The organism is Caproicibacter fermentans (genome assembly GCF_009746625.1).
In the GTDB taxonomy this organism is placed as follows: domain Bacteria; phylum Bacillota; class Clostridia; order Oscillospirales; family Acutalibacteraceae; genus Caproicibacter; species Caproicibacter fermentans.
Map to the genome: position 1 here is coordinate 1 of NZ_VWXL01000041.1, position 17,400 is coordinate 17,400.

At 50.5% G+C, this 17,400-nt stretch carries 14 protein-coding genes and 2 pseudogenes; 9 read left to right on the top strand and 7 right to left on the bottom strand.

Annotated features, from left to right (window positions below):
* Positions 1-126: 126 nt before the first annotated feature.
* From CAFE_RS06200 to CAFE_RS06220, 5 genes and pseudogenes are all read left to right on the top strand, one after another.
* Positions 127-1,446: pseudogene (locus tag CAFE_RS06200) on the top strand (alanine/glycine:cation symporter family protein); the annotation flags it as partial.
* A gap of 42 nt (positions 1,447-1,488) precedes the next feature.
* Positions 1,489-2,480, top strand: a pseudogene (argF, locus tag CAFE_RS06205) (ornithine carbamoyltransferase).
* Between the two features lie 14 nt (positions 2,481-2,494).
* On the top strand, positions 2,495-3,490 hold the full coding sequence (gene arcC / locus CAFE_RS06210) for a carbamate kinase (RefSeq protein WP_066648429.1): 996 nt from the start codon (positions 2,495-2,497) through the stop codon (positions 3,488-3,490).
* A 137-nt stretch (positions 3,491-3,627) separates the two neighbouring features.
* The gene (locus CAFE_RS06215) at positions 3,628-4,536 is read left to right on the top strand and encodes a DMT family transporter (protein ID WP_233452733.1); all 909 of its coding nucleotides are present in this window, start codon (positions 3,628-3,630) and stop codon (positions 4,534-4,536) included.
* The gene (locus CAFE_RS06220) at positions 4,517-4,828 is read left to right on the top strand and encodes a hypothetical protein (RefSeq protein ID WP_156990128.1); all 312 of its coding nucleotides are present in this window, start codon (positions 4,517-4,519) and stop codon (positions 4,826-4,828) included. Before CAFE_RS06215 ends, CAFE_RS06220 begins: the two co-directional genes overlap by 20 nt.
* A gap of 333 nt (positions 4,829-5,161) precedes the next feature.
* Here the strand turns inward: CAFE_RS06220 and CAFE_RS06225 are convergent, their stop codons facing one another.
* Positions 5,162-5,689, bottom strand: a complete 528-nt coding sequence (locus CAFE_RS06225; RefSeq protein ID WP_066643699.1) for a hypothetical protein — start codon at positions 5,687-5,689, stop codon at positions 5,162-5,164.
* 273 nt (positions 5,690-5,962) lie between these two features.
* On the opposite strand from CAFE_RS06225, the gene CAFE_RS06230 reads away from it, so the two are divergent.
* From CAFE_RS06230 to CAFE_RS06240, 3 genes are read left to right on the top strand one after another with little or no spacing between them, the layout of a single operon-like run.
* On the top strand, positions 5,963-6,400 hold the full coding sequence (locus CAFE_RS06230) for an ArsR/SmtB family transcription factor (protein ID WP_066643697.1): 438 nt from the start codon (positions 5,963-5,965) through the stop codon (positions 6,398-6,400).
* On the top strand, positions 6,360-7,340 hold the full coding sequence (locus tag CAFE_RS06235) for an ABC transporter ATP-binding protein (protein ID WP_066643695.1): 981 nt from the start codon (positions 6,360-6,362) through the stop codon (positions 7,338-7,340). Before CAFE_RS06230 ends, CAFE_RS06235 begins: the two co-directional genes overlap by 41 nt.
* Positions 7,337-8,080 (top strand): ABC transporter permease, encoded by a 744-nt coding sequence (locus CAFE_RS06240; RefSeq protein WP_066643693.1) that lies wholly within the window; start codon positions 7,337-7,339, stop codon positions 8,078-8,080. The genes CAFE_RS06235 and CAFE_RS06240 overlap by 4 nt, the downstream gene beginning before the upstream one ends.
* A 223-nt stretch (positions 8,081-8,303) precedes the next feature.
* On the opposite strand, the gene CAFE_RS06245 is transcribed toward CAFE_RS06240, so the two are convergent.
* The 6 genes from CAFE_RS06245 to larA form a co-directional block, all read right to left on the bottom strand.
* Positions 8,304-8,999, bottom strand: a complete 696-nt coding sequence (locus CAFE_RS06245; RefSeq protein WP_066643677.1) for a FadR/GntR family transcriptional regulator — start codon at positions 8,997-8,999, stop codon at positions 8,304-8,306.
* A gap of 252 nt (positions 9,000-9,251) precedes the next feature.
* A complete protein-coding gene (locus CAFE_RS06250; RefSeq protein WP_066643675.1) occupies positions 9,252-10,394 on the bottom strand; it encodes an acyl-CoA dehydrogenase in 1,143 nt (380 codons plus the stop codon).
* Positions 10,395-10,429: 35 nt separating this feature from the next.
* Entirely contained in the window at positions 10,430-11,434 is a 1,005-nt protein-coding gene (locus CAFE_RS06255) for an electron transfer flavoprotein subunit alpha/FixB family protein (RefSeq protein WP_066643668.1), read from the bottom strand.
* 16 nt (positions 11,435-11,450) lie between these two features.
* Entirely contained in the window at positions 11,451-12,257 is an 807-nt protein-coding gene (locus tag CAFE_RS06260; RefSeq protein WP_066643666.1) for an electron transfer flavoprotein subunit beta/FixA family protein, read from the bottom strand.
* 28 nt (positions 12,258-12,285) lie between these two features.
* Complete coding sequence (locus tag CAFE_RS06265) at positions 12,286-13,707, bottom strand: FAD-binding oxidoreductase (protein ID WP_066643664.1); 1,422 nt, start codon at positions 13,705-13,707, stop codon at positions 12,286-12,288.
* Between the two features lie 55 nt (positions 13,708-13,762).
* Positions 13,763-15,037 carry a nickel-dependent lactate racemase gene (gene larA / locus CAFE_RS06270; RefSeq protein WP_066643656.1) on the bottom strand — a complete coding sequence of 425 codons (1,275 nt, stop codon included), beginning with the start codon at positions 15,035-15,037 and terminating at the stop codon, positions 13,763-13,765.
* Positions 15,038-15,440: 403 nt separating this feature from the next.
* Between larA and CAFE_RS06275 the strand changes: the two genes are divergently transcribed.
* On the top strand, positions 15,441-16,991 hold the full coding sequence (locus CAFE_RS06275; protein ID WP_083209947.1) for an L-lactate permease: 1,551 nt from the start codon (positions 15,441-15,443) through the stop codon (positions 16,989-16,991).
* Positions 16,992-17,400: the final 409 nt, after the last annotated feature.

The window sequence follows — 17,400 nt, forward strand, 5'->3', positions numbered from 1 at the left end:
ATTTCCGCAAAAGTGGAAATAAATTCAGGAGTATAGCGTCGAAATTCGACGTAATCATTCAGTTGGAACGCCTCTTGAATCCCTTTTCGCTGAATTCCTCTTCCTGCGCCATTTGTTCAGAGGTTCCTTAGCATCAATCTTGGATTTTTTCAGATTCGATATTTGCCGTTTATTTTAAAACAGACTTTTGGACAGATTTTTTCCAAACAAGAAGGCGAGGGCACCATTTCTCCATTTCAAGCAGCAACTTCCGCTCTGGCGTCCTCCATCGGAGCTTCTAATATCGTCGGTGTCCCGGTTGCGATTGCGATGGGAGGCCCGGGTGCGGTACTGTGGATGTGGCTTACCAGTATCATCGGGCAAGCTACGAAATTTTCAGAAGTGGTGCTTGGAATTCGTTACCGGGAGAAAAATCAAGACGGGGAGTTTGTGGGTGGGCCTGCCTACTATCTGCGGAAGGGACTAAAATCACCTTTTCTTGCTGTCATGTGCTCTTTTGCATTTATGATTGAGATTGTTCCAAGTATTTCCACACAGTCGCTTTCTATTTGTCAAACGGCAGAGACTATTGGAATTCCAAAACTTGCGACCGGTATCGTGGTGACGATTTTAGTTGCTTTAATTGTGTTCGGTGGAATCACAAGAATCGGAAAGGTTACGGAAAAGTTGGTTCCGTTTATGGCGCTGATTTTTACGGGATGTTCCTTAATCGTGATTGGTGTGAATATCGTAAATGTACCACACGCACTGGTACTGATTTTTCAAGGGGCTGTAACACCCATGTCTGCTGTTGGCGGCTTTACAGGCTCTGCTATTGCTCAGACCATGAGATGGGGTATTGCCAGAGGCCTGTACTCCAATGAAGCGGGAATGGGGAGCGCACCCTATGCGCACTCGGCCGCCATTACGGATCATCCGGTACGACAGGGATTTTGGGGTGTCTTCGAGGTAATCGTAGTAACCGGTATTGTTTGCACGATGACGGCACTTGTCGTTTTGACCAGCGGAGTGTGGACGCAGGTGAAATCAGAAGATGCGGCTTCCATGGCGTCGGTGGCTTTCCAGAGCGTATTTGGAGAGACTCTGGGAGGAGGAATCGTTTCCATATGTATGTTGCTGTTTGTTCTGTCAACCGTTATTGTTATTGTCTTTTACTGTGAAAAACAGGCGGAAGCGTTATTTAATTCAACGGTTGGAAAAGTGATGCGGGTTGTATGCCTCGCTGCTATTATCTATGGCACAATTGGTGACCTGAGTCTTCTGTTTTCTATTTTGGACATTCTTCTTGCCTGTGTTGTTTTCCCAAATATGATTGGTGTAATCGGAATGAATAAAGAAGTAAAAGCGCTGAAAAACGAGTTTTTCTCTGATCCTCAATTTTATCCAGCGGCGAAAGCACGGAGGGTGCCGGCATTTAAGCCGCAGGAAATTCATCAGCCAAAATAAGCAGACGGATGTCTGTTTAAAACAAAAAAGGAGAAATAGATTATGAGCACAAACGTACGAGGAAGAAATTTTTTAAAACTGCTGGACTATTCACCCAAAGAAATCCGGTATTTTTTGGATCTGTCAAAAAACTTTAAGAACATGAAAAAAATGGAATTCTTCATCCTTATTTAAGTGGCAAAAATATTGTTCTTCTGTTTGAAAAAACGTCAACCAGGACGCGCTGTGCATTTGAAGTAGCGGGAAGGGATCTTGGAATGGGCGTTACATACCTGGAACCCGGAAGTTCACAAATGGGGAAAAAGGAAAGCATTGCAGATACCGCGAAAGTGCTTGGCAGAATGTTTGATGGAATTGAATACCGTGGATTCAACCAGAAAATTGTTGAGGAACTGGCTGCAAATTCCGGGGTACCAGTCTGGAATGGCTTAACAGACGAATTTCACCCAACGCAGATGCTTGCAGATCTTCTAACGATCGAAGAAAATTTTGGAACGCTCAAAGGTGTTCATTTCACCTTTATGGGGGATGCCAGGAATAATGTGGGGAATTCCCTTATGGTGGCTTGTGCCAAGATGGGGCTTAATTTCACCGCATGCTCGCCGAAAGAGCTGTTCCCCAAAAAAGAGCTGGTTGATTCCTGCAGGCAAATTGCCGCTGAAAGCGGTTCAACCATTACTCTGACGGAGAACGTGGAGGAGGGTACGAAAAACGCAGATGTAATTTATACCGATATTTGGGTATCCATGGGAGAGCCGGACGATGTATGGGAAAGCCGAATAAAACTTCTGAAACCATATCAGGTAAATGCACAACTGATGAAGAATGCGTCCGAAAGAAGTATTTTTATGCATTGCCTGCCATCCTTCCACGACAAAAACACGCAGATTGGCGCCGATATCGCGAAAAAATTCGGACTGCCTGAAATGGAAGTTACAGATGAGGTTTTTACATCGAAACGTTCCGTTGTCTTTGATGAGGCAGAAAACCGACTGCATACGATCAAATCCGTTTTGTATGCCACATTGTGCTGAGAGGAGCAATTTTCATGGCAAAGAAAAAAATTGTAATTGCTTTGGGTGGAAATGCACTTGGAGACACACCACAACGGCAGTTGGCTTCTGTTAAAAAGGCAGCCGAGATCATTGCGGATCTTGTAGCGGAAGGAAACGATATTGTCGTCGGCCACGGCAACGGCCCGCAAGTTGGCATGATTAATGAGGCAATGGATTATTCTGCCTGCGGCAAACCACATACGCCTGCCATCCCTTTAGCGGAGTGTGACGCGATGTCGCAGGGATACATCGGTTATCATCTGCAGCAGGCTCTTCAACAAAGCCTCTCTTCCAGAAAAATCGATCAGGAAGTCGTTTCACTGGTCACACAGGTTGTTGTTGACCAAAACGACCCGGCCTTTCAGAACCCGACAAAACCGGTTGGCAGATTTTATACACGGCAAGAAGCGGAGGCAATTCAACAGGAAAAGGGCTTCCGCTTTATCGAAGATGCCGGCAGAGGATACCGCCGGGTCGTTCCGTCACCGAAACCGTGCAGGATTGTGGAACTAAATGCCATTCGAAAAATGGTGGAAAATAAAATGATTGTCATTACGGTGGGCGGCGGCGGAATACCGGTTGTTCAGGCAGGCAAGGACTACCGAGGAATCGACGCAGTCATTGATAAGGATATGTCCTGTTCGAAACTTGCACAGGATATGGACGCGGATACGCTGTTGATTTTGACGGCCGTTGACCATGTGTGTCTGAATTACAACAAACCGGATGAGAAGGAGCTTCCCTCCATGACCCTTGAACAGGCAGTGCAGTATATCAAAGAAGGCCAATTTGCCGCTGGCAGTATGTTGCCAAAAGTTGAGGCCTGCATGAATTTTGTACGTCTGTGCCCTAGCCATACTGCGATTATTTCTTCCCTTGAGAAAGCAGACGAGGCCCTTCGTGGAAAATCTGGAACGGTTATTTATTCATGGGAAAAAATAAACAAACACCTCTTTCAGCAAAAAGAAGTGTCTGTGGGTCTTACATAAAGAACCAAAGAAATTTTTTGCCGGAAAACAAAGAGAGAGGGAAACCAAGTTTTGTTTCCCTCTCTTTTTGCGCGGCGCGTTTTTCAACTGCGGGGGCATAGCTTGCCCTCATTTTATTCAGAGAAAGGATGGCTTTTTTGAATCAGAATATTAGAACCGTTCTTTTTGCAAGGGGGGCTCTGCTATGTGTTGCCGCTATATGGGGCAGCTCCCTGGTTGTGGTTAAAAATACGGCCAACAGTTTACCGCCTCTTTTTTTACTTGCCATGCGGTTTACCCTCGCCTGTGCCGTTCTCTGCGCTGCCTCTTTTCGTAAATTAAAAGTTGTCAACCGGGACTATTTAAAAAGCGGAGCCGTGATAGGCCTGTGCCTATTTAGTGCTTATGGGATACAAACGATTGGCGTTCTGTCTGCCATGCCGGGAAAGAGCGCTTTTCTATCTTCCGTTTACTGTGTAATTGTTCCATTTTTATTTTGGGCGGTGGAAAAAAGACAGCCGGATCGGTACAACATTCTTGCTGCGGTTCTCTGCATTTTGGGGATCGGCCTTGCTTCGGTGACTGAGGATTTTTCCATTAGTAAAGGAGATTCTCTCGCTCTCCTCAGCGGGTTCTTTTTTGCCGCGCATATTGTTTCGGTGGCAAAGTTTGGAAAGGGGAAAGATCCATTTATAATTACAATTCTTCAATTTGGCTACAGTGCTGCATTTTCATGGCTGCTTAGCCTTGCACTGGAGCACGAGGCCATTCAGTGGAGTCAAGGGGCCCTATGGGGGGGGTTATATCTTTCTATTGTATGTACCGGCGCTGCACTTCTTTTACAAAACATTGGGCAAAAATATACCGATCCTTCCAGCGCGTCGATTATTCTGAGCCTTGAATCGGTTTTTGGCATTCTGTTTTCCGCCATCTTTTATCACGAAGCCTTAAATTTGCGGCTTGTTACCGGCTTTGCTTTGATTTTTACTGCAGTCCTTATTTCTGAAACAAAGCTTTCTTTTATTAGACATATCAGGGGAAAGCGCCATGCTGAAAATGAAACGTAAAAGTAACAGGAATCATAAGAAAGCGGGATTCAAATTAAATCGCCTAAATCCAATGCTGCGCCTTGGCCTCCCAGCTTTGACCGATGTGAAATCCCATCGTCCCGCGGAAAGAAAAAATTTTGGACAATTTTCTTATAGTATATTCTCTCTGGAATACAAATTCAATAAGATTCGTCGCTTTCAGGTAGGCTGCCCGTTTGAAGTTTTCAGGGCAGCCCCTACTTATTTTCAACAAAGGTCCTTTTACCGCATTGGGCAGTCATTTTTGGTTATTCAACCTATTCAATCATAACTACAGCAATTCCATTTTAAAATGCGAAAAAGGGATTGTTGCGAAATAGCTTCTCCAAAAAAGTTGCACAAAAAATGCGCTTTGAATGGGCTGAAAAGTCCGTTTCAAGGCGCATTTTCTTGCGGTTTTGGGGGGGTTCATTTGTACAACTTGCTATTGCAAATTCGTTTTGCAACACCCCCAAGTCTCACACTGAACTGGAAAAGCTGTAAGACCGTTCTTTACTGGTTCAGAGTAATATTATATACGGACGACCGAATAAATAGATTCATTTTTATCAATGAAATGATTGCCACAGTGTGATCGGCTCCGATTTTTAATGTACTTTAGTTTTTACCTTTTATCATCTAAAAGCTGAATTTTGAAAATATCTGTAACACCACCGCGGTCAGTTAGCAAAGTGATGGAAACCAAGTCACCCTCGTCCAAATCAGAAAGGCTAATTGGTGTGTTGTGCCACTCCATTCTTGTTTCCTCCGATACATCATAGTTAAGCTCACCGCGATAACTTTGATCATTGAGAGAAATGCCTTCGACTAATAGGGCGTTGTCATTGACTTCTTTTACTTTTGCATAGAAGGTCTGAATATCGAAGATTGACGTCTGCGATGAGCTTTCCTCATAATTATCGTAGGCAACCTTATACCCCACAAAATAGCTTATCGATATACCAACGATTAAAACCACAATTGTCAGTATGATTGCAACTTTATAAGGCGGTGTCATCGGGATACGTGTGTGTTCATTCGTTTCTAACACCTTATTAATATTTCGTTTATACGCGTGAAAATAGACAACAACCGTGGCAACCAACAAAGCAGCAATTGCTAAAACTATAAGAAAAAAGATTGGGAAACCCATTACATTACCTCCCTCGTATTCCAAAATATTCTTTGAAGATGTAATAGTAACTTCTCGTTACATCGACTTTGCAACCATTCGTCATTGTTAGAATAAACTTCATGGAAAGTGTAGGGGCAATTTGTTTTACGTATGAACTCAACTTACAGGATTAAGACCGATAGCTTTTGCGATTAAAGCCGCCGGTTTTAATTTAGTGTTGACGAAATTAAAAAAATAAGTATAATTTAATTTAGCAATGGCTAAATTAAATCAAAAAGAGAAGGTTATGGAATGGACAGGATGCTTGTACTCAAAGCTATTTCCGATGAAACACGGATGAAAATTATGTCGCTGCTGTTGCATCATAACTATTGCGTTAGAGCATTGGCGAGAAAATTGAATCTTTCCGAGGGAGCGGTATCGCAGCATCTGAAGGTTCTTCGGGATGCCGGGCTCCTGACCGGAGAAAAGAAGGGCTATTTCATGCACTACGACGTAAACCGCGAGGTCCTTCATGCACTTGCCGCCGATATTGAGACACTGGCATCCATGGAACGGGAACTTTGCACCCCGGAGGAAAGCGGATGCCACTCCTCCGAACAGGAGTATTGTCATACACAAAAGCATGGCAATGAAGAAGTCCGTGAATCCTGTCATGGCGCAGATTTTGCAAAAGGAGGAAATGGTCATGAACACCCCGGACATTGTCACTGTCACAAATCTGAGTAAACACTACGGAGACTTCACCGCGGTAAACGGCATCTCCTTTTCCATTCGGCGGGGCGAGATTTTCGGTTTTCTCGGCCCCAACGGCGCGGGGAAAACTACCACCATCAATATGATGATCGGCCTTGCGAGACCTTCCGGCGGTTCCATTCTCATTGACGGGATCGATGCGGTGAAGAACGTCAAAAAGGCACAGTCCATCATGGGCATTGTTCCGGATGAAAGCAATCTCTATGACGAAATGGACGGCTTTGACAACCTTTGCTTCTGCGGTTCTCTTTATGGTATGAGAAAAGCCCTCCGGGAAACGCGGGCGAAAGAGCTTTTGGAGCAATTCGGCCTGACCCAGGCGGGGAAACGTCCATTCAAAGCGTATTCCAAAGGGATGCGGCGGAAACTGACCATTGCGGCGGGCATTATTCATAAACCGGAAATGCTTTTTCTGGATGAGCCGACCACGGGGATTGATGTGGAAAGTGCCCGGCAAATCCGTCAGCTTCTGCTGAAACTCAAGCAGGAAGGAACCACTGTTTTTATAACCACCCATTATATTGAGGATGCCGAGCGCATCTGTGACAGGATCTCTTTTATCGCAGGCGGCGGCATTGTGGCAAGCGGCACGGTGTCGGAATTAATGGACAGCGTCTCTCACGGGCATAGCATTCGTTTCACTGCAGATGCGAACCTGAAACCGCTTGCGGGAGAATTGCAGGCACGTTTTGGCGGCTGTACCGTCAAGGCGGAATCGGATCACGCCATAACCCTTTTTTCTGAAAAACGGATTGCGCTCTCTCCTGTCCTGCAATACCTTGATGGTCAGGGAATCTCCGTTTTTGAGGCCACGGAGTTGCGGCCTTCTCTGGAAGATGTTTTTGTTAAAGTGACCGGAATTGAGGCCGCAAAGCTGAAAAAAGAAAAGGAGAAAGGGGGCGCGGGAAGATGAAAACATGGATTGCCTTTGGGAGCATTCTGAAAAAAGATGTTCAAAACTACTATCTCAAACCGCCGAATATCAGCTGGGGCATTATCTTTCCGCTGTCCTGGACATTGATGCAGATGATCCGTTCATCCGGCGGCATGAATCTGTCCGATATCCGGCAGATGCTTCCGGGGCTGATGGCCATGAGCGTATTGTTCGGCACTACCTCCATGCTGGCCGTCACCATTACTTTCGAACGCAAGGGGCGCTCCTTTGACCGGCTCCTGCTGGCCCCGATTCCGCTAAGTACGATGGTGGCCGCCAAGGTGTCCGGTGCTATCCTGTTCGGACTATTTAACGCTTTTGTCCCTGTCATCTTCGCGGCGTTTTTTGTTGACCTTGCCGGGATCAACTGGGGCGCCGTGCTGCTGGCGGTATTCCTGATCGCTGTGACCTCCACGCTTTTGGGACTAATGATTGCCGTTTCTGCGAAAGAAGTGTTTGAGGCGCAGACATTCTCAAACTTTTTCCGGTTTCCTATGCTGTTCTTATGCGGGTTGTTCCTGCCGATCAGCAGTCTGCCGATTTTTTTGCGCCCCTTGTCCTACCTGCTGCCGCTGACCTACGGAACCGATCTGCTCAGCGGTTCCATTCTCGGCGTAAGCATTCTGTCGCCTGTCCTGTGCATCTTGGTATTATTTGCTTTTACCGCAGCACTTTTTGTTTTCTGCCAGTATAACATTCGCAAGAAATGGATTCTGTAGATAAGCTGCTTTGCTTCCCGACAATTCCATAGATAGCTCTTTTAACGTTATCCACAGGCTTTTGATAAATAAGGATTGTAAGTACAATCCCGATCACATCCTGCAACGGGTCCGGCTCACCAGATAGCTTTTCACCACCGTCCGGGCGGGGTCGGCAAAGGGACTGCGAACTGGCCTTTGGGACGCGGCGTTTGGTCTGCATTTGAGTTTTTCAGTATATCCCCTATCGCTTGATCGATGCGTCCACGACCTCGAAATGATATTGAATCGCCTGAACCGCGCCATCCGCGTCGTTGCGGCTCAAGGCCTCCACCAACCTTTCATGCGCCGTGTATAATTGCTCGGCCTGCTCCTTGTCCTGCACAATGCTTCCATACATAATCCTGATGAAATCATTGATGGTTGACAGCATGGCCATAAAAAGCGCGTAAATCAGCTTGTTTCCGGCGGCTTCACAGAGGAGCGTATGAAACCTTTGATCAAGCAGGGAGCCTTTTTCTGCGTCCGGTTCTTCGCGCATTCTTCGAACCAGATCCGCTAGCTTTGCTGTCTGCCGGGGTAAAATGCGGCCTGCCGCCAGGCGTGCCGTCTCCGACTCCAAGCCTCTGCGAAGCTGACTCACCTGCAGGTAGTTGGTTTCACCCATCAGCAGCATAATTCCGAGCGTTTCACTCAGATTTTGCTGCAGGTCACAGGATATAAAATTCCCCCCACCGTGCACGCTCGAGATAAAGCCCATCAGGCTCAGCGTTCGCATCGCCTCGCGGACAGAATTTCGGCTTACCCCAAGCAGCTCCGCAAGATCCCGCTCTGACGGCAGACGTTCGCCCCGATTCAGATTTCCACGCCAGATTTCGTCCTTAACATAGTTAATTACCCGTTCATAGGCTTTTTCATTTTTTTCCGGTTTTATATCCATAGAAGCATCTCCTTGCAGCGGCATTGTAAATCCGTGATTTTTTCAAAACCGGTTTTGCGGGTCCCGCCCGAAAAATCGCTGGATCTTATTTCCATATAACTGCGTATTATAGAACTAATTGTAGCACTATATTGTAGCATTTCCTTATTTTTTTCTCAAGAGCGCTTCTATTTCCAATTAGGATCAGACAGGCCGCCGGCTGAATTCAGCCGGCGGCCTGTCTGATCCTGAATAAAAATGAAAAGAGCCGATTTATTTAACGCCCATCCATCCCGAAACAACCATCCGCTGCACCTCGCTGGTTCCTTCGTAGATTTCAGTGATCTTGGCGTCGCGCATCATGCGTTCAAACGGATATTCGCGGGTGTATCCATAACCGCCGACCAGCTGAAGGCAGCGGCGGGTCACATCGCTGGCGGTGTCGGCGGCAAACAGCTTTGCCATCGCGGCGAGATGGGAATATCGGTCCCCGTCCTGCTTGGCCTGAGCCGCGCGGTATGTCAGCAGGCGGGCCGCGTCGACATGCGTCTGCATATTGGCCATCTCAAACTGCGTGTTCTGGAACTGGCTGATGCGCTTTCCAAACTGTATCCGCTGGTTCAGATAAGGAATTGTCTGGTCAATACAACCCTGTGCGATGCCGACAGCCTGCGCGGCAATGCCGATGCGGCCGCCGTCCAGCGTCATCATCGCGATCTTAAAGCCTTTCCCGAGCTCGCCCAGCAGGTTTTCTTTTGGTAGTTTGCAGTCCTCAAAAATCAGCTCGCATGTAGCGGAGCCGCGGATCCCCATTTTCTTTTCATGGGAACCGATGCGAAAACCGGGCGTATCCTTCTCGACAAGAAATGCGGAAATACCCTTTGTGCCCAAGCTTTTATCCGTCATTGCAAAGACGACGTACACGGACGCATACCCGGCATTGGTGATGAAAATTTTGGACCCGTTGAGAAGCCAGCAATCGCCTTTGTCCTCGGCGACCGTGCGCTGCATGGCCGAATCGGTCCCGGCGCCGGGTTCGGTCAGGGCGAAAGCCCCCAGCTTTTCTCCGGAGCATAAATCCGGCAGGTACTTTTTCTTCTGCTCCTCCGTGCCGAAGGCAAAGATCGGCCAGGTGCACAGGGAGGAGTGCGCGGAAAACATGGTCCCGGTGGCCGCGCAGTGCTTTGAAATCTCCTCCACCGCCGCAATATAGGCCAGGTAGCTTATTCCGGCTCCGCCCACCTCTTCCGGGTAGGCCATGCCCATCATGCCCATTTCGGCCAGCTGATGCCAGGTTTCCTCGGGAAAACGCTCCTGATCGTCAATCTCCGCGGCCATCGGCGCGACTGCCTTGACGCAGAAATCATGCAGCATATCCAGAATATCCTGCTCTTCATCGGTAAATTTGAAATTCATGACGGAAGACTCCTTTTCTATAAGATCGGATCGCTTCAGGCTTTCGCCTTTTTTATTTCATCTGTCAGCAAGGGTACAATTTCAAAGAGATTGCCCACAAAGCCGTAATCTGCAATACCGAAGATCGGGGCGTCAAAGTCCTTGTTGATCGCCACGATCACGTCGGACGAGCTCATGCCGGCCAAATGCTGGATCGCGCCCGAAATGCCGCAGGCGATGTACAGCTTAGGGCCGACGGTTTTGCCGGTCTGTCCCACCTGATGGGAATGGGAAATCCAGCCTTCGTCCACCGCCGCGCGGGATGCGCCGACGGTGCCTCCCAGCACATCCGCCAGCTCGCGGATCACCCGGAACCCCTCCGCTCCGCCGACTCCGCGGCCGCCGGATACGATAATGTCGGCGCCCTCCAGATCGACGATTTCGGCTGAAGCCTCACGGATGGTCTCCAGCAAAGTGGTACGGATTTGGTCCGCGGGCACATGGAAATCCTCACGGATAATCTCCGCCCTGTCCTCGCAAACGTCGGGTTTCTTAAAGACTCCCGGGCGCACCGTTCCGAGCTGCGGGCGGTGGTCCGGGCAGAGGATCACCGCCATCAGGTTGCCGCCGAACGCCGGGCGGGTCCAGGCGATGTTGCCGCTAGCCTCGTCAATGTCCAGCGCGGTGCAGTCCGCGGTAAGGCCGGTGCCAAGGCGGCAGGACAGGCGCGGGCCGAGGTCGCGGCCGTTCGGGGTCGCGCCGATCAGCATGCTTGTGGGAGCGTGTTTTTTGAGCAAATGTGCCAGTGCGGCGGTATAGGCGTCCGTCGTATACCGCCGGAATTCCTCGCCGTCGACCACGATTATCTGATCCGCTCCGTGCACGCCCGCTTCCTTCACGGCTGCGTCCGTGTGGCAGCCAATCACAACGGATACCAGCTTGCCGCCCTGTTTGTCGGCCAAACGGCGGCCGGGGTTCAGCAGTTCAATCCCGACGTTTTTGGCGGTGCCGTCCTCGTTCGTCTCCAGCAATACCCACAGGTCCTTGGTTTTGGTTCCCATTTCCGATGCCTCTCTTTCAAATCACGTGCGCCTTGCTCAGAAGATCAAACAGCTTGTGAGCGGACGCTTCGACGGTTTCCTCTTTGACCACAACGCCGGCTTCTTTGCGCGGCGGCACATACGTGCGCTTCACCTTTGTGGGCGAGCCCTTCAGCCCGGCGTGCGCCGGGTCGATGCTCGTGAGCTCCGCCGCGGTAAGCTGCGCGATTTTCGCCTTGCGCGCCGCGATCTTGCGCTTGATGGTGGGGAAACGCGGATCAAAAGAAGGCTTTGTGAATGTAATAAGACAAGGCGTCTTCACGCCGATGACTTCCTTGCCGTCCTCCGCCTCGCGGTACACATGAAGGCCGTCGGCTTCCGACTTCACTTCCAGGGCGCAGGTTACCTGGGGATACCCCAGATGCTCCGCCAGTTCCGGGCCGACCTGAGCGGTGTCTCCGTCGATCGCCTGCTTGCCGCAGAAGACCGCGTCGAATTTTTCATTTTCGAGTTCTTCCACTTTTTCAATTGCCTTGCTGAGAATATAGCTTGTCGCCAGCGTGTCGGAACCGCCGAACGCGCGGTCCGTCACCAGGTACGCCTTGTCGGCCGCAATGGCCAGGCATTCGCACAGCGCGGTCTCCGCCTGCTGCGGGCCCATGGAAAGAACCACGATTTTTGTGTCGGGCGCGTTGTCTTTGATGCGGGCGGCTGCTTCCAGCGCGTAGCCGTCGAACGGATTGACAATACTCGGGACACCGTCCCGGATCAGTGTGTTGGTGTCCGGATCGATCTTAATTTCATTTGTGTCCGGCACCTGCTTGACACATACCAGAATATTCATTTTATTCCTCCTATCAAAGTCCCTTGTCTCACAGTTTCATGCAGACCTTGCCGGGGTTCAGAATCAGCTTTGGATCAAAGACCTTTTTAATTCCAAGCATCAGGCCCATGTTGACCGAACCCGCCGCCTCCTCCAGATAATGCACCTTGCCGAGGCCGATCCCGTGTTCGCCGGAAATCTGGCCGCCGAATTCCATGGTTTTCCGATATATGGAATCCAGGAACTCTCTGACCTGCTTTTTAAACTCCTCCCGATCCATATCGGTGGAACATTCGTAGATATGTAAATTGCCGTCGCCGGCATGCCCGAAGTACTTTACCTCAAAATCGTAATTCTTTTTCGCCTCATCGACAAACTCAACATAAGGAGCAATTTTATTTACCGGAACCACGACGTCGCACTCGTCGAGCAATTTTGTCTGCTCCTCAATGCCTTCAAGGAAAGACGAGCGGGCCGCCCAGATGTCTTTCAGCTTCGGCGGAGTGTCGGCCACCAGAACATCCAGCGCGCCTTCTTCCAACAGCATCTCGGAGGCGCTCTCCACAATCGGATCCAGCTCCTCCATGGAATTTCCGTCGAAAGTGATCAGAAGATAGGCGCCGATGTCCGTGCCTTCTATTTTGCGCGGAAAAACCTGCTTGCCAAGATACTGCTCGGAGGATACCAGAATTTCCTTCTCAAAGAATTCCAGCGCCTGGGGCTGATAGTGCTTCATAAAAAACTTCGGCACAACGGAGATGCAGGCGGCCAGATCCTCAAAGGGAGCCATCAGACTCACCGTAGCCTGCGGAGCGGGGATCAGCTTCAGCGTCAGCTCCGTGATGATTCCCAGCGTGCCCTCGGAACCGATCATCAGGTTAACCAGGCTGTAACCGGAGCTCGTCTTGGAAACCGTGCCGCCGAAGCGGGTGATTTCGCCGTTCGGCAGCACAACGGTCATGGCGCGGACATAGTCTCGGGTGCAGCCGTACTTCACCGCGCGCATCCCGCCGGCATTTGTGGCCACGTTGCCGCCCAGCGTCGCCATCTTTTCGCCCGGGTCCGGCGGATACATACAGCCGTGCTTCAGCGCGTCCTCGGCAAGCTGCTGCAGTAAAACGCCGGGCTGAACGGTGACCGCGAAGTTTTCCAGATCGTAAGATAAAATCCTGTTCATGCGCATGGTGCAGATCACAACGCCGCCGCAAATCGGGGTGCACCCGCCCACCAGGCCGGTGCCCGCGCCGCGGGTTGTGACGGGGATATCGTGCTCATAGCAGATTTTCATGATCGCGGAGACTTCCTCGGTACTTTGCGCGTCGATGGAAACATCCGGCATCCGGACCCCGTAAATCGGCATTTCGTCCTTGGAGTAATCGGGGTTGACGTCCGCGCCGGTCACGACACGGCCCGGAGCGGCCTTTTCCAGTTCGGCAATAATCTCCGGAGTTACCTTAAGATAATTTGGCATGGTTAATCCTCCCTCTAAAAATAGATTGATGTCTGCTGATAAGAGTAACTCAGCTTCATTCCTTCACCATGACGGAAATACCGTTTGGAATTACAACCAGATGGGCGTTGGCGCCTTTCAGCCGCCTGGCTTCCTGCAGCGCGGTATCCACATCCGGCGCCCAGGCCATCTTCATTTCTTCGATGGTTTTCCTCTGTTCCGGGTTTGTGACGTAGATGACGTGATGTTTGCAAAGCACACGGCACAAAATCTGAAATTCCCACTGGTCCGGCTTTGTCCGGTCCTGCGGGGTCGCGAGGATCTGTTCCATGAGTTTTTGCGGGGAAACGCAGTCTTTCAGCGCGTGATAAAAGCTTTCGCCCCCGTGGCCGTCGCCGCAGGCGCTGACCATAATCAGCACGGCACCCGGAGCAGCCGCGGCTTCCGCCGCGGTCAGCCCCTTCACGCTTTGGTAGATGTTCTGGTCCAAAGGATAGCCGCCGTTGCTGGAAATTACAATGTCGCCTCGCCGCTCCGGCTTTACCTGGCAGTATTTCAGCAGCAGCTCGCAGCCCCGGCGGTGCGCCGTAATAAAGTTCCCGGCAAAGGCTGCCGCAACACGCTTGTTTTCGTCAATGATTACGTTCACGATGTAGGCCAGATTGGCCATTTTTGCCGCGGCGAGCATATCCTTGTGCAGCGGGTTGCCGTCCAAAACACCGGTGCGCGCATAAGGGGATGCGATAAACTTTGAGCAATGGTTTCCAAGCACAGTCACCTGGTCGCAGACTCCGGGAAGCACGCTCTTCCGTCCGCCGGAGAAGCCCGCGAAAAAATGCGGCTCGATAAATCCCTCCGCAACAAGCAAATCGGTCTCAACCGCCGCTTTGTCGACCACGCAAGCCGCACCGGAGGGCAGCACGCCGATCCGCACATTGGCGGAAGAATCCCGGCTGTCGTGGATTACGATCTTTTCCCTTTCGACAATTTCCGGGCCCAACTTTGCCACCAGCTCTTCCTTGCTGCTCGGGCGGTGGTAACCGGTCGCTACCAGCAGAGTCACGTCGATCTCCGGATTGCCCTCGCGCAGTTCTTTCAGCATCGCGGGGACAATGTGCTTGCTCGGAACCGGGCGCGTGTGGTCGCTGAGGATGACGGTGCAGGTTTTTTTGCCTGCCGCGAGTTCCCGAAGGCAGGGCGAGTCAATCGGATGATCCATTGCGGCACGCACAAGACCGTCCTCCGTATCGGCCGCTTTCAGTTCCGCTACACTGGATTCCAGAATTTCCGCATGGCTCAGATCTTCGTTCAGCCGCATTCCGGACTTTCCATAAGGAATGATTCTTGACATCGGGCACCTCCAATTTTTTTTGCCTGCTTTCCGAACAAATTTACAATAGAGCAAATTCAGAAGCAGGGGAAATAAAATAAATTGGTCGTTCCAGTCGTTTCGCTTACCATCCTACCACTTTTCCACATAAATACAATCCCCCAAAGTGCAGTTCTATTTTTCCAACAAATAAGGCAGTACATTTTAGTCATATATTACAAAATGATTTAATATAACTAAATATATCTAGACTTTATGCTTAGGCCGATCTATAATATGCATAAAATAAGCGCTCTTCCCCAAAGATTTTTTCGAGCTACACATCTGAGATCGTTCGGCTCATTTGCATTGGATTGGTAGAACCAAAATACGCAAATTGTGGCTTTGGAGCCACTGAAATAAAAAGGGGAGGTCCTGATTTATCATGCTTCAATCCTTTCTTGCTCTGGTACCGATCGTCTGGCTGATCTTTGCTCTTACATACCTGAAAATGCCCGGTCACAAAGCGTGCATCAGTGCATTGGCTGTCGCCGCCGTTCTGGCGCTTACGCTTTGGCACATGCCGGCGGCGGATTGCGCCACGTCCGCTCTGGAAGGCTTCGCCACCGCGCTCTGGCCGATTATTCTGGTCATTATCGCGGCCATCTTTACCTATAACCTTTCCCTCAAAACCGGCGCAATGAACATCATTAAGCAAATGCTCACCGGCGTTTCCTCCGATAAGCGCATCCTGATCCTGCTTGTCGGGTGGTGTTTCGGCGGATTTCTGGAAGGGATGGCCGGCTTCGGCACGGCGATTGCCATACCTGCCGGAATGCTGGCCGGTATGGGAATGGATCCGATTATAGCCTGCGTGGTATGCATGATTGCCAACGCTTTTCCAACCGCATTCGGTTCGGTCGGTATTCCCACCGTGACCCTTCAGGCTGTGACCGGCCTGAATATGCTGCCGCTGGCCTTCACGACGGTGTTCCAAATGGTGCCGTTTATGATTCTGGTGCCGTTCCTGATGGTGATTGCGGGCGGGGGCGGCGTTAAAGCGCTCAAAGGAGTTGTTGGCATCACGCTGATGTCCGGCCTTTCCTTTGTCCTTCCGGAACTGATTGTTTCAAGGTTTCTCGGGCCGGAACTGACCGTCATTGTCGGCTGTGTCGTTTCGCTGTTCTGTACTTTTTTGATGGCCAGAGCGCGGAAAAACAAGCCGGTTCCCGCCGAGTACGACATGAGTGCGGGTATTTCAGAAGAATCGTCTCAGCAGGAGGGACGCCCGATGTCGCTCGCGGTGGCCAGCCTGCCGTTTATTCTGATCTTTGTCTTTCTCCTTTTGACTTCAAAGCTGGTTCCGCCGGTTAACAGTTTCCTTTCTGTTTTCAAGTCTACCATAAGGATTAATACGGCTCCCAACGCCGGTTCAATCTCCTTCAGCTGGATCAATACCCCCGGCATCATCATCTTTCTCGCCGCCATCATCGGCAGCCTTGTGCAGAAGGCCGGCGGCAAGATGATGTGGCAGGCGTTGACCGGCACCGTAAAGCAAATGTCCAAAACGATTGTCACCATCATGTCCGTACTTGCCGTTGCGAAGATTATGACATACTCCGGCATGATTTCCGATATGGCTCATCTTTTTGTCACTCTGACCGGCCGAAACTATCCGTTCGTGGCGCCGATCATCGCCGCGGTCGGCGCGTTTGTCACCGGAAGCGGAACCAATACGGAGGTCCTGCTTGGCACCTTGCAGACGGCCGCCGCTCAGCAAATCAATGTATCGCGCTATTGGCTGGCGGCGGCAAACTCACTGGGCGCCGGGATTGGCAAAATTATGTCGCCCCAGTGTATCGCAACAGCGGTTGCCGCGGTCGGGCTTGTCGGACAGGACAGCAAAGTGCTGCGTGCGGTTTTGAAATGGGCGTTGATTCTGCTTGTGCTTGCCTGCGCCGTAATCGGTTTTGGCGTTTCCCTGACACCCGCCTGAATTTATTCCGGTTATCATTTCCGGCTGTGGTTTGCCGGTCCGCGATACGATTTTCTCACCTTTATGAAGATCAAACCTCTTAAACGAGATATTGTCTCGATGCAAACGATATGACAGGGCCGGGAAACTGTGCGTTCGCGCCAGTTTCCCGGTCCTGTTTTTGTTTTATTGTTCGCGAAGTGCGTGCAAAATATTACCGGTACCTGTAAAAAAGTCTTGACATGTTCTACAGGTACCGGTATAATATCTTCGTACGGTACCTGTAGAACAGGCGCCTGCAGAAAAGGCTTTGTAAAGTAAACATGAAAGATTAAGAAGGGAAATCAGCCAATTGCTTCAAGCGACGAGGAAAAGCTTGCGTTTGCTTCTGGCAGAAAGGTTTAGGCCCGCAACTTGTGCCGGGGTCAGA

What these genes read in the sequence shown, in the direction of transcription:
- CAFE_RS06225 (WP_066643699.1), bottom strand. Translation starts at nt 5,689, where the DNA reads ATGGGTTTCCCAATCTTTTTTCTTATAGTTTTAGCAATTGCTGCTTTG.
- CAFE_RS06240 (WP_066643693.1), top strand. Translation starts at nt 7,337, where the DNA reads ATGAAAACATGGATTGCCTTTGGGAGCATTCTGAAAAAAGATGTTCAA.
- CAFE_RS06255 (WP_066643668.1), bottom strand. Translation starts at nt 11,434, where the DNA reads ATGGGAACCAAAACCAAGGACCTGTGGGTATTGCTGGAGACGAACGAG.
- CAFE_RS06275 (WP_083209947.1), top strand. Translation starts at nt 15,441, where the DNA reads ATGCTTCAATCCTTTCTTGCTCTGGTACCGATCGTCTGGCTGATCTTT.
- larA (WP_066643656.1), bottom strand. Translation starts at nt 15,037, where the DNA reads ATGTCAAGAATCATTCCTTATGGAAAGTCCGGAATGCGGCTGAACGAA.
- CAFE_RS06260 (WP_066643666.1), bottom strand. Translation starts at nt 12,257, where the DNA reads ATGAATATTCTGGTATGTGTCAAGCAGGTGCCGGACACAAATGAAATT.
- CAFE_RS06220 (WP_156990128.1), top strand. Translation starts at nt 4,517, where the DNA reads ATGCTGAAAATGAAACGTAAAAGTAACAGGAATCATAAGAAAGCGGGA.
- CAFE_RS06265 (WP_066643664.1), bottom strand. Translation starts at nt 13,707, where the DNA reads ATGCCAAATTATCTTAAGGTAACTCCGGAGATTATTGCCGAACTGGAA.
- CAFE_RS06245 (WP_066643677.1), bottom strand. Translation starts at nt 8,999, where the DNA reads ATGGATATAAAACCGGAAAAAAATGAAAAAGCCTATGAACGGGTAATT.
- arcC (WP_066648429.1), top strand. Translation starts at nt 2,495, where the DNA reads ATGGCAAAGAAAAAAATTGTAATTGCTTTGGGTGGAAATGCACTTGGA.
- CAFE_RS06250 (WP_066643675.1), bottom strand. Translation starts at nt 10,394, where the DNA reads ATGAATTTCAAATTTACCGATGAAGAGCAGGATATTCTGGATATGCTG.
- CAFE_RS06230 (WP_066643697.1), top strand. Translation starts at nt 5,963, where the DNA reads ATGGACAGGATGCTTGTACTCAAAGCTATTTCCGATGAAACACGGATG.
- CAFE_RS06235 (WP_066643695.1), top strand. Translation starts at nt 6,360, where the DNA reads ATGAACACCCCGGACATTGTCACTGTCACAAATCTGAGTAAACACTAC.